Raw genomic sequence first — 12,436 nt, 5'->3', positions numbered from 1 at the left:
ACTTTTTAGCGCAAAAATAATTTTATACTGCTGTTGACGCGCTAAAGCACGACCTACAGGAGCGTGGTGCGTAGGCGCGGGTTTACCCCGCGCTTTGGTTATTTATTCACAAAGAGGTTAAGAGACGCTGCGCTTTAGAGGTAAAAATAGGGACTAGGTTCTAGGAAGTGACTAGGTGCTAGGGTGTATTCAGAGCTTGTCGCTCGAAGCCTGTAGCATTTTTCTCTTCTCATTTGCTCTCATTCATTTCTCTTTGTGCAAAAAAATTTTAATGATTCATTCACCACCGAGCAGCGAGTTCACCGAGAATAAATTAGTGACAGTGATTACTTTTAGTTAGATTTATCTGTGTAGCGCGAAGCGTCATCTTTGTGCTTTCGGTGGTAAAATAGGTTTATCGGCGTAAATGTATAAACAGTCGCGAGGTAAACTCGCTGCTACCGGCGTAGGCGCGGGTTTACCCCGCGCACAAAAAAGCACCCTAGGGTGCTTTTTTAGTATCAAATATATCTGGTTATTGTTTACGCCCAGCCGTCATAACGCTTACGACGTGATAATACGATGGTTAAAATAATACCTAAAAACAAGCCAATAAATGCAATCGCACCACCATAGGTTAGTAGTTGACGTTTTTCTTTCGCACCTGCTTGTTGTTTTTGTGTACGCTCTGCGTCTAAGGTATTTTTTAATTTAGTAATTTGCTCTGACAGCGCCGTGTTTTGGTCTGTTAACGTTTGGTTTTGTTCTTGTAGTTGCGGCAATTCAATTTGTGCTTGGCGAAGTTGCTCTTGCATCGATGCCATTTCTGCACTCAGTGTACGGTATTGTTGATGAATACCTGCCGATTTAGTTACAAATTTAGACTCAACCCAGCCTTCACGCTCTTTGTCATCAAGCACTTTAATAAAGCCATTTTCTTCAGCAGATAATTGCGTCAATTTAGTGCCAGCATCAACAGAGCCAATAATGCGGTAATTTTTACTCGCGCCTGAATGCATGAATGTATAAAGATTATCGATTATATATGCGGTGTTTGCGTCGCTAGCTGTATCAGTTTCTTCAGCGTGGCTCATAAATGTGGCCGCTGCAAATAGCAAAGCTAATAAAGAATGTTTTAACATCAATCTACCCTGTTAATGTAACCGTCTGTGGGACAGCAATCGTATTATTCATAGTTAAGTCTTGAGATAGTATGGATTTAGCGCGCTAATAGCAAGGTTGATATTGTAATCGCTGCTGCTGTTTGCTGATTCAAATAAGCTAAAAAAATTTGCAATGTCGGGCCGCTTTGTTTATTTTGAGCTCTTATTTATTTTAAAGGTAATCCTCAAGCCTAATGGATACTGAGATAGAACTGAAGTTTTTGGTGTCAGACGCCGTTATTCCACTGATCCCCGCGTTAATAACTCAATTTGCAAAAACCGTTACAAATAAGCCTTCTCGAAGTTTGCAAAATGCTTATTTTGATACGCCAAGCCGTGAATTAAGAGCACTTGATATCGGTTTTCGAACCCGTTGTGCGGATAATCAATGTGAGCAAACCATCAAGCTTGCAGGGGAAGTCATAGGCGGGTTACATCAACGCCCTGAATATAACTTACCACTTGAAAGTAGCCGACCAAATATAACTGCATTTGATGCCAGTATTTGGCCGCATGGCATGCAAGTGAATGCAATTGCCGCCAATCTTTATCCTATCTTTAGTACTAACTTTATTCGTCGCACTTGGCTGATTGAAACAGAAAACGGCGCCAAAATTGAAGTGGTGCAAGATAAAGGTGAAGTCTCAGCGTCTGGCTTAATGGAGCCTATTTGTGAGCTAGAAATCGAGCTTATAGAAGGTAGCCGCGATGAATTATTCACTTTAGCGGATAAACTTGTTAGTCAAAATAATGTTCGTTTAGGGCTCTACTCGAAAGCGGCTCGTGGCTATCGCTTAGCAGACAATAAACCGCTCAAGCCAAGTAAATCAATCGGTTTTGTATCACTTCCTAATAATGCCACGCAAGAGCAAGCACTCATAGCGGCTATTGGCTTTGGTATCCGTTTTGTACAAAAGCATGAGCAGTGTTATTTTGACAAACCAAGTTTAAAAACACTTAAGCGTGTCACCGATGGTATTAGTTTAATTCGCCATACGTTTTGGTTATTTGATGATATTGTTGACAAAAGTACCACCGAAGCATTGCGTACAGAACTCAAATGGTTACTTAGTGAATTAGCTTGGGTTGAAAATGCCATTCAGTTGAAAACTTATACCTCTAAGCGCCATGCCTATTATAAAAAAATTAACAGTGCGCCAGAGTTAACACAAGTCATCAACGACTTAAAAGAGCTACAGCCGAGCATTGATGATATTAATAAATTATTTCACAGTGCCCGTTATAACCGTCTATTGTTATCGTTGACCACGTGGCTGGTGGATAAACAATGGCGTAAAAGTTGGGGGCAAGTGCAATTTAAAGCTGCCGAGCAACCTGTAGCAGAGATCGCCAATCGATTATTTGAAAAAGACTGGCAAGATCTTCATCAATTATTGCCAGAGCAAAAAACACTGACATTTAAAGATTATTTAGATTTACGTACCCGGCTTGAAAATAGTTTGCTTAGTGGTAATTGTTTAGGTGCATTATTTGAAAAAGATGAACGCAGTGAGTTTCGTATTCCGTGGTTAGATATTTCACACGGTATGTATGAGCTTAGTACGCTTGAGTATTTAAAGCAGCTATGTGCCGGACAAGATGACGAAGAACTGGCAAAAATTCAAAGCTGGCTAGAAAAAAAATCAGAGTTTTTGGTTAGTGCAATGGAACAAAGTCGTTTAGCGTCTTATAAAATAGCGCCATACTGGCAATAATAATTGTTCAGTACATGAGGGAGTATGTATGCTGCAGCGAGTGTTATTTTTAGCGTTGCTTTTTAGTGTCAAGGTTATGGCCCAGCCTAGCGAATGGCAGTTATGGAAGCAACGCGATGGTACGAGTGTACACTACAAAAAACATGAAAATGGCATTTTTGAAGTGCAGGCCGAGATTGCGGTTACGGGTGTCACTGCAAACGATTTTATGGCTTTGCTAAGTGATACCGATAGCGCCCCGTTATGGATTGAAAATGTTACGCATGTGCAAGCATTAAGGCGCTTAAGTCCCTCTGAAACTATTGTTCACAGCCAATTTGATTCACCATGGCCGGTTGCAGACCGCGATATGGTGAGCTATTCATGCTACCGACGAGTTAATCACACCCAAACTGAGTTAATGATCACTGCTGTTACAGATTTTCTTGAAAAGTCTAAAGGGGTGATCCGCATCACTGACCTTAACGCAAGCTGGTTGTTAACTGAAACCAGTGAGCAAGGGGAGTCGCAATTGACTATTCGCCATGTTGTTTACGCGGACCCAGCAGGGGCGATCCCTCATTGGCTCAGTAACAAAATTGGGCTTAAAAGTGCGATGCATACTTTATTAGCGTTAAAACAACGTTTGCTTGAAAAAACTTATCAACCAAATGAGCAAAAAATAGAGCTGGGTGATTGTAGCCAGCAATCATTAATAACTCGATAGTGCTTAAAAATAGGACACTAGTGATTTTGTTAATGCATTGTAATTAAACAGTTTTATTACAAAATATTACAAAGTCAACATTGTCTGTGTAACTAAAGTAGGTAATAATTCCTTTTGGGATAAATCTATTTTAGGGACATTGAAAGTGTTGGCATCATCAGTATTTAAATCAAGCAGATGGTTTTTATTTGTTAACGAAAGTTGGCGTATTGCGACACTGTGGTTTGCAGGTGTTTTGCTGTTTATGAGCTTTCGGGTGTTCTTTTTAGTTTATTTTCATAACCGGATCACTGCCTCGTTAGATGTAGACACTGTTTTAAATGCGTTAAAAACAGGGTTTGCATTTGACTCCGCCGCCAGTGGCGTGTGTTTTAGTATTCCTTTTCTACTCAATTGTATTTTACAACCGCTGCGGCTAGGACACTGGGTCAGAGCTGTGCGTATATTGACAGCGAAACTCTTTTTTGCGGTTGCAATTCTACTCTGCATAACCAGCATTACCTACATTACAGAATACGGCAGCCAATTTAATTATTTTATGTTTGAAGGGCTACACGATGACCAGCAAGCAATTGCTCTAACTGCAATTGAGCAGTATCAACCATGGGGGAGTCTACTGAGTTTATTGCTATTGTTAGCGGTTGCATTTAAGTTATGTCACATCATTGATAAGCAATCGAATGGTTTCTTAGAGCGTATATTTACTAATTGTAAGTGGAAACGAACATTTTTAATCGTTTTGATTGTGGTGTTATTTGTTTGTGCTATTCGCGGTTCGTTCGAGTCTCGCCCTGCCACGCGAAAATGGTCTGCAGTGACCCATGACCCATTTTTAAATAATTTAGTTATCAACCCATTTCGCAGTTTTGTATACGCAATAAAAGATTATAGTGAGCTACAAAACCATGGTTTAGAAGGGGCAAATCCGTACTTAAAGAACAATGTAACAATTGCTCAAGATGTATATTAGCAGGATTAGAGCAACACACCAGCGAGCCGCTGTTGGCTGCACCTTCACAGGTATTTTTTATAGTGATGGAAAGTTACGATTCGTGGCCGTTACAACACAAATACGCGTCACTAAATTTAACTAATGAGCTAAAAAGCCTAGCTAGTAAAGGTATTTATTTAGATAACGTGTTGCCAGCAGCAAGTAGTACCATGAACTCGTTATCTAGCCTTCTATCTGGGATCCCCTATGCGGGAGTCAATATGAGCCTTATTGGTCCACAGCAACCAGCTAGTAAATTATCGTTATTCAATCAGTTGGAACAGCTGGGCTATACCAGCCAATTTTTTTATGGCGGTTTGTTGTCATGGCAAAATGTCGGCCAATATGTCCTCTCCCAAGGCGCTGATAAGGTATACTCTGCCACAGATGCTGGCGGTAAAGGCAGTGCCGGGGTTTGGGGGATTGATGATGGCCAGTTATTTGATTTAGTTGCAGAGAAAACTCAAGCAAAAAGCTTTAATGTGATCATGAGTGGCAGCTATCATGGACCCTTTAATTTAGATCTAACTCAGTATGATTACCCGTTTAAATCTGCTGCAGATTACCCTTCAGCAATTCAAGAGTTAGAGACACAACTACTTGATCCTTATGTGCTTGGACACTTATGGTATAGCGATAAAATGTTAGGGTCATTTGTACGTAAAATGCAGCAGCGCTACCCGGATGCGTTATTCATTATTACTGGTGACCACTATAGTCGGCGTTATTTACATCCACGTCCTAATTTATATGAGTTGACTCATGTTCCTTTAGTTATTTATGGTAATGGGGTTAAATCGAGCATGCTGAACGCTCAAAAAATAGCTAGTCACATGGATATAGCACCAACATTGCTAAATTTAATAGCGCCCGCCAATACAGCATTTTATAGCGTAGGGCAGTCACTGTTTTCACCGACAGCCGAGCGTACTGTGTTTGGCTTTCAAACTGTTCGTAATAATAAGCAGTTATGGCGAGGTGATTTAAGCGCATTATATGAGTACTATGCTGTAAACTCCCTTGATAAAATACAGCTAATGCCAACACAAACACAAGCGTTTAAAGAGATCGATGCTGAAACAGAGCAAGCGTATAATCAATACATGGCGCAAGCGTGGCATTTGTTAACTCAAGGCAAAAAATAATTCCTAATGAGCTGTAAAGATACTAAACATGAACAAACCAAACATTAATTTAGTTAATAAGCCCAACGGTATCGGCTTAGGCCGTATTTTTAAGGCAACACAATGCTCTATCAAGGGGTTTAAAGCAGCTTATCAGGAAGAGTCGGCTTTTCGTACAGAACTGGTGCTAGGTGCTGTGTTACTGCCATTATCATTTTGGCTTGCACAATCATTGCAACATTGGGTGATGCTGGTTGTTAGCTTTTTATTTTTATTGATTGTTGAATTACTTAACTCGGCTATTGAAGCACTAACAGATCGCGTTGGCGTTGAATACCATGTGCTTTCTGGGCGCGCTAAAGATATTGCTTCAGCAGCAGTTAGCCTAGCGCTACTCGTTTTGCTAATAGTGTGGGGTGTTGCAGGGTATGAAAAAATACTTACATTGATAGGTTAGGGAGTTAGGTTACGGGCTACGTGCGACGAGCCCCTCGCCTACAAGTAACATCCAGCCCGCTTGTGTAGGTCGCCATTTATGGCGACAAGCGATTTACCACTGAGGGCAGGAGGCGCTGCGCGCTACACCGAGAAGAGAAGATATTAATAACTTTATTTAATTGCGCGGGGTAAACCCGCGCCTACGTTAGGTAGCAGCGAGTTTACCTCGCGACAAACATTTTATCCTTCGCGGTGGCAAGCCACTCGCCTACAAATAATACTCAGCGTCAAAAACCTTTTTGCACAAAGAGAAGTGAATGAGAGCAAATGAGAAAAAACGCCACTGGCTTCGAATACCCTCTAGTAGCTAGCCACTTCCTAAAACCTAGCCGCTATTTTTTCAATTACTTCTCTAAAGCGCAGCGCCTCATAACCTCTTTGTGAATAAATTACTTAAAGCACATAATCAGCAGGCATAAAAAAAGCGCCAATTGGCGCTTTTTCTGCATTCACCCAGAGGCTGGTATTAAAGACCAGCGGCTGCGCGAAGTGCGTCTGCTTTGTCAGTACGCTCCCAAGGGAATTCATCGCGACCAAAGTGGCCGTAAGCCGCTGTTGGTTGATAAATTGGGCGCTCAAGATCAAGCATTTGGATTAGGCCGTATGGGCGTAAGTCAAAGTGTTCACGAATAAGTTCGATTAAACGAGCTTCTTCTAATTTACTTGTACCAAAGGTTTCAACACTGATTGAGGTAGGCTCTGCAACACCAATTGCGTAAGACACTTGTAGCTCACACTTATCAGCAAGGCCAGCAGCAACCACGTTTTTAGCAACGTAACGTGCAGCGTATGCAGCTGAGCGGTCAACTTTTGATGGATCCTTACCAGAGAAAGCACCGCCACCGTGACGAGCCATACCGCCGTAAGTATCAACGATGATTTTACGACCAGTAAGACCACAGTCACCCATAGGGCCACCGATAACAAAACGGCCAGTCGGGTTGATAAAGAACTTAGTTGCTTTAGAGATAAGCTCTGCAGGCAATACTGGCTTGATGATAGTTTCCATCACGGCTTCGACTAAATCTTTTTGTGAAATGTCTTCACTGTGTTGAGTAGAAAGTACCACAGCATCAATGCTTACAGGCTTGCCATTTTCGTATGCAAATGTAACTTGTGATTTTGCATCTGGGCGTAACCAGTTTAGCTCGCCGCTTTTACGTACTTGCGCTTGACGCTGTACTAAACGGTGTGAGTAAGTGATAGGTGCAGGCATTAATACTTCAGTTTCGTTACATGCATAACCAAACATTAAACCTTGGTCACCAGCGCCTTGTTCTTCAGGGCTAGTACGGTCAACACCTTGGTTGATATCAGGTGATTGCTTACCGATAGTGTTTAAAATTGCACAAGAATCAGCATCAAAACCCATGTCTGAATGCGTGTAGCCAATTTCACGTACAGTTTTACGAGTGATTTCTTCAATATCAACCCATGCGCTAGTAGTGATTTCACCACCAACCATAACCATACCAGTCTTAACGTAAGTTTCACACGCAACACGGGCATGAGAATCTTGTTCTAAGATGGCATCAAGTACCGCGTCAGAGATTTGGTCCGCGATTTTATCCGGATGACCTTCAGAAACAGATTCAGAAGTAAATAAATGTTTTGCCATTGTCTTTCTGCTCACAAATATTGCGCTTCACAAACGTCGGTAAGAGCGCTAAAAAATTAAGGGGCGTATTTTATCTAAAACAACCATAGTTGCATAGTGTTTTTACGCCTAGACGTCTAAATAAAATTACTAATAACTTTTTGTTCTTAAAAAATTTTCATAATAGCCAATTTAATCAGGGTTTTTAATTGCACACAGCCCCCACAATAAGTAAGAATGGGTGTTCTTGAAAAACACACAACAACCAGCGCAAATACAGTTAAAGGTAGGAGAATTCATGCCGTCTCGCAAAGAACTTGCAAATGCTATTCGCGTCTTATCAATGGACGCAGTACAACAGGCCAAATCAGGCCACCCTGGAGCCCCTATGGGCATGGCTGATATCGCAGAAGTACTATGGCGCGATTATCTAAATCATAATCCAACAAATCCAGAGTGGGTAGACAGAGATCGATTTATACTCTCAAACGGCCACGGTTCAATGCTTATTTATTCTCTATTGCACTTAAGTGGTTATGATTTGCCAATTGAGGAAATTAAAAACTTCCGTCAAATGCATTCAAAAACACCTGGTCACCCAGAGTACGGTTATGCACCAGGGATTGAAACCACTACGGGCCCACTTGGTCAAGGGATCACAAATGCAGTCGGTATGGCGATTGCTGAAAAAGCATTAGCGGCACAATTTAACCGTGAAGGCCATGAGATTGTTGATCACCACACATATACGTTCTTAGGCGATGGTTGCTTAATGGAAGGTATTTCTCATGAAGCCTGTTCACTTGCCGGCACATTAGGCCTTGGTAAGTTAGTGGCGTTTTGGGATGACAACGGTATTTCAATCGATGGTGAAGTGGAAGGCTGGTTTAGTGATGATACCCCAGCACGCTTTAAAGCTTACGGTTGGCATGTAGTAAGTAATGTTGACGGCCATGATTCAGATGCAATTCGCGCAGCCATCGAAGAAGCACGCAGTGTGACTGACAAGCCAACGCTTATTTGTTGTAAAACAGTAATTGGTTACGGTTCACCAAATAAATCAGGTAGCCATGATTGTCACGGCGCACCACTAGGTGAAGACGAAATTAAAGCTGCTCGTGAGTTCCTTGGTTGGACTGGCGAGGCATTTGAAATCCCAGCTGATATATACAGCGAGTGGGATGGCAAAGAAAAAGGTAAGCAACTTGAAGCTAGCTGGGATGAGAAATTTGCCGCATACGCCGCTGCACACCCAGAATTAGCCGCCGAATTTAAACGCCGCACAAGCTCAGAGCTACCAGCTGATTGGGCTGAAAAATCACAAGCGTATATTGAGCAACTAGACGCAAACCCAGCAAATCCTGCATCGCGTAAAGCGTCGCAAGATGCACTAAACGCATTTGGCCCGTTATTACCTGAATTTATGGGCGGCTCTGCAGATTTAGCCGGTTCTAACCTAACAATTTGGAAAGGCTCGAAAGGCCTTGAAGCGAATGACGCAAGCGGTAACTACATCTATTACGGCGTACGTGAGTTTGGTATGTCAGCGATTATGAATGGTATTGCACTGCATAAAGGCTTTATTCCTTACGGCGCTACTTTCTTAATGTTCATGGAATACGCACGTAATGCAGTACGTATGGCTGCGTTGATGAAAGTGCCAAGTATTTTTGTATACACGCACGATTCAATTGGTTTAGGTGAAGATGGCCCAACTCACCAACCAGTAGAGCAAATTGCTAGCATGCGTTTAACGCCAAACCTTGTTAACTGGCGCCCGTGTGACCAAGTTGAGTCTGCAATTGCATGGCAACAAGCCATTGAACGTAAAGACGGCCCAACATCACTTATCTTTACTCGCCAAGGCCTTGAGCAGCAAACTCGCTCAGCACAGCAATTAAGCGATGTGAAAAAAGGTGGTTATGTACTGAGCTGTGATGGTGAGCCTGAGCTTATCTTAATCGCAACTGGCTCTGAGGTGCAATTAGCACAAGATTCAGCCGCTGAACTGCGTAAGCAAGGTAAAAAAGTACGTGTTGTATCAATGCCATCTACCGATGTATTTGATGCACAAGATGCTGCATACAAAGAAAGCGTATTACCAGCTGCAGTTTCACGCCGCGTAGCAGTAGAGGCAGGCATTGCTGATTACTGGTATAAATACGTAGGCCTAAACGGCGCAGTAGTGGGGATGACCACCTTTGGTGAATCAGCCCCAGCTAATGAGCTGTTTGAGCACTTTGGCTTCACGGTAGAAAACATCGTAAACAAAGCCAACGAATTGTTTTAAGCTTTACGATTGAAATTTAAAAGCCCGCACTGTGTTAAACGCAGCGCGGGTTTTTTTGTGTTTTCTAGAATATAAAGTCCTGTAGGAAATGGCTTCAGCTATGAATGTTTCATTATGAGATTCCCGACTAAAGTCGGTCCTAGGTTTAATATATAATTCACCACTGAGGAGCTGGTTTTTAATCTAACAAATTAACATTCAAAAATGTACGCTGAGACTGAAAAAGCACGAGTTAACGTAGAGTACTGGATTAAATAATTTTTGCTCTAACAAGTCATTTGAAGTATTATTTTAGGCACAGACTCATTTACAAGGAAGAAATATGTCTTGGTCTAAACTCAATAAAACCATTAATGCTCATTCTGTTATTCCACTTGATGCCCTTAACTGTCGTGATTTCGGTGTTAAGTTCCCAGTTAATTTCCCGTTTACTAAAGTTAAATTTACTTGCCAAGCATTGGCTATGTTATCGCAGCTCAATGACTATGACTTAAAAATGGTCAGTGCCGATATCATTCAAATATGCGCTAATCCGAACGCGAAAAACTCAATCAAGCATAGCCGTAACCCACTGCGCCGTTTATGGCGAACACAATACCCATTTCGTAATTATCATTTTTTAATAGAATACTCACTTAAAAATAACTTTATCAATTTAGAAGATGTACTTTTCGATAAACAATTAGAGGGAGCTAAAAATAACTTTGCTGCAGAACGCACTATGCTTTATGAGGTGAAAAGGCGTAGCAATGATACTTACGATAAAGCAATGAACGATGAGGGAATAAAGAAAGTACAAGGTGCTTGGGAACCAATTCCAACTCCTACTACACAAATAAAAACACAGCATGCGGCGGTCAATGGTATGCAAAATGAGCTAACCAAAGCGATGTGGTTAATGGGTACCCACCTTGATAGAGCTTATGAGGGGGATGGTATAAAAGCCTATACGCTATTTCATAATCCCACTGACTATGCAAAGCTTGACTTAATTGAGTGCGCGTTTGATAAACGCTCAGGCACTAAATCCCATAATGCTCAGCATTTAGCGGCTGTGCTGGCACAAAATAACCAACAAGGTAAACAGGTAAAATGGCTGGCGCACAGTCAAGGGGCAATAATTTTTTGCGCAGCGTTGGAGCATTATCGTATTCATTACGGTAAACCACTTACAGGTCAGGAGTTAGCTGTACATGGCTCTGGGTCAAATATCGAGCGCTTAAAACGCATTGCCCATAGTACCGGATTAAAAGTAGTCGCGGTGCGTAACAACCCTTATGATTTAGTGCCTAACTTAGCTGACCGCAGTAAAATATCATCCAGCAGTTTGGTGCGTTCGATGAAATTTAAAGGCCTAGTTACAGGTGGCGATGTTGGTGCCAGCCCCCATACTTTGCCGTTTTTAGGCCTAGCGACCTATGCCGACCAATTACAAATGCTGGGTTATAATGACAAGGCCGATATTGTGAGAACGTTTATTAAAACCTTACCAGCAACGGATGCGCGATTATGATCAAATTAGCCAAAGCTTTTTACCGTGGCTTTGTAGGTGGGCCCAGTTTCGACAACTGTATCCACTATCGCTTCATTTTAGAAGATAAGCTGTTAACCCTTGATGTGCCTAGCAGTAATGTTGCTGCTGTACCGTCTACCATTGATATATCGTTTCCTTATAATTCAAAAAGTTGGTTTAATCAGCATAAGCAAGATTATTTACACCACGTATATGTACATATGCTTACTAAAAACTGGATGTACTTGCCACCAATAAGTTATCTGCCAAGTAGTGAGTATGGCATGCTTAGTTGCCAGTTACGGATTAAACAAACATCAGAAATAAATGTACTTGATATCAGACAATTAAAACATTTTGTTATTGAATCATATGATAACTTCCATTGGGGGCCTGATGGCAGAAATACCGCAGTTAAAAATGATACCACGTTAGAATCGAGTAAAAGAGCAAACCCTTGGCAGGGTGGAGCACTCGAAGAAGAAATTTTAGGGCGTATTGAGACTCGGGGGTATCCACCATTACCGGCAGCTAAAGAGGTTAAGATTAATAATCGCCAATGGGTGTTTTATCAAGTAAAAAGGAATAATATTTTCTCTCGTCAAGATTTTTATTGTTTGCCATTAAGTGAACATGCTTTTTTAGAGGTTGAGTTTAACCATCGTGTTGATCTTTCTCATAAGCATAAAAAATGGGATAAACATGCGCTCGAATCACAACAGCGGATTATGGAATCAATTAAGCTCTGTGATTTACCTCCTGACCTCGATAACTTAATTACTGATAATTTAAAGCATATTTAACTTAGCCAAAGCGTTTTACCGTGGTTTTGTAGGTGGCCCCAATTTTGATAATTGTGT

Annotated in this window: 10 protein-coding genes; 8 read left to right on the top strand and 2 right to left on the bottom strand. The window is 41.5% G+C overall.

The annotated features are described in order from the left end of the window. Nucleotides 1-521: 521 nt before the first annotated feature. Nucleotides 522-1,121 carry a TIGR04211 family SH3 domain-containing protein gene (locus tag NDQ71_RS08580; RefSeq protein WP_192541412.1) on the bottom strand — a complete coding sequence of 200 codons (600 nt, stop codon included), beginning with the start codon at nt 1,119-1,121 and terminating at the stop codon, nt 522-524. Nucleotides 1,122-1,336: 215 nt separating this feature from the next. Here NDQ71_RS08580 and NDQ71_RS08575 point away from each other — a divergent pair, with 215 nt between their 5' ends. The 5 genes from NDQ71_RS08575 (at nt 1,337) to NDQ71_RS08555 (ending at nt 6,135) form a co-directional block, all read left to right on the top strand. After that, entirely contained in the window at nt 1,337-2,857 is a 1,521-nt protein-coding gene (locus NDQ71_RS08575; RefSeq protein ID WP_301562590.1) for a CYTH and CHAD domain-containing protein, read from the top strand. Between the two features lie 28 nt (nt 2,858-2,885). Further along, a complete protein-coding gene (locus NDQ71_RS08570; protein WP_301562589.1) occupies nt 2,886-3,563 on the top strand; it encodes an START domain-containing protein in 678 nt (225 codons plus the stop codon). A gap of 145 nt (nt 3,564-3,708) precedes the next feature. Next, nucleotides 3,709-4,533 carry a hypothetical protein gene (locus tag NDQ71_RS08565; protein WP_301562588.1) on the top strand — a complete coding sequence of 275 codons (825 nt, stop codon included), beginning with the start codon at nt 3,709-3,711 and terminating at the stop codon, nt 4,531-4,533. A 32-nt stretch (nt 4,534-4,565) separates the two neighbouring features. Continuing rightward, on the top strand, nt 4,566-5,699 hold the full coding sequence (locus NDQ71_RS08560; protein ID WP_301562587.1) for an LTA synthase family protein: 1,134 nt from the start codon (nt 4,566-4,568) through the stop codon (nt 5,697-5,699). Nucleotides 5,700-5,742: 43 nt separating this feature from the next. Next, nucleotides 5,743-6,135: a diacylglycerol kinase gene (locus tag NDQ71_RS08555; RefSeq protein WP_192541447.1), complete on the top strand. Its 393-nt coding sequence runs from the start codon at nt 5,743-5,745 to the stop codon at nt 6,133-6,135. Nucleotides 6,136-6,642: 507 nt separating this feature from the next. Here the strand turns inward: NDQ71_RS08555 and metK are convergent. Continuing rightward, nucleotides 6,643-7,794: a methionine adenosyltransferase gene (gene metK / locus NDQ71_RS08550; protein WP_301562586.1), complete on the bottom strand. Its 1,152-nt coding sequence runs from the start codon at nt 7,792-7,794 to the stop codon at nt 6,643-6,645. Between the two features lie 277 nt (nt 7,795-8,071). Between metK and tkt the strand changes: the two genes are divergently transcribed. The 3 genes from tkt (at nt 8,072) to NDQ71_RS08535 (ending at nt 12,379) form a co-directional block, all read left to right on the top strand. Beyond that, nucleotides 8,072-10,063, top strand: coding sequence for a transketolase (gene tkt / locus NDQ71_RS08545; RefSeq protein WP_283710118.1), 1,992 nt, complete (start codon nt 8,072-8,074; stop codon nt 10,061-10,063). Between the two features lie 322 nt (nt 10,064-10,385). Then, entirely contained in the window at nt 10,386-11,576 is a 1,191-nt protein-coding gene (locus NDQ71_RS08540) for a hypothetical protein (RefSeq protein ID WP_301562585.1), read from the top strand. Next, nucleotides 11,573-12,379 carry a hypothetical protein gene (locus NDQ71_RS08535; RefSeq protein WP_192541406.1) on the top strand — a complete coding sequence of 269 codons (807 nt, stop codon included), beginning with the start codon at nt 11,573-11,575 and terminating at the stop codon, nt 12,377-12,379. Before NDQ71_RS08540 ends, NDQ71_RS08535 begins: the two co-directional genes overlap by 4 nt. The last annotated feature ends 57 nt before the right edge of the window (nt 12,380-12,436 follow it).

Source organism: Pseudoalteromonas sp. KG3, assembly GCF_030436385.1.
Taxonomy (GTDB): Bacteria; Pseudomonadota; Gammaproteobacteria; order Enterobacterales; family Alteromonadaceae; genus Pseudoalteromonas; species Pseudoalteromonas prydzensis.
Note: the sequence above shows the minus strand (reverse complement) of the source record. Positions and strands in the feature narration are given on the sequence as shown.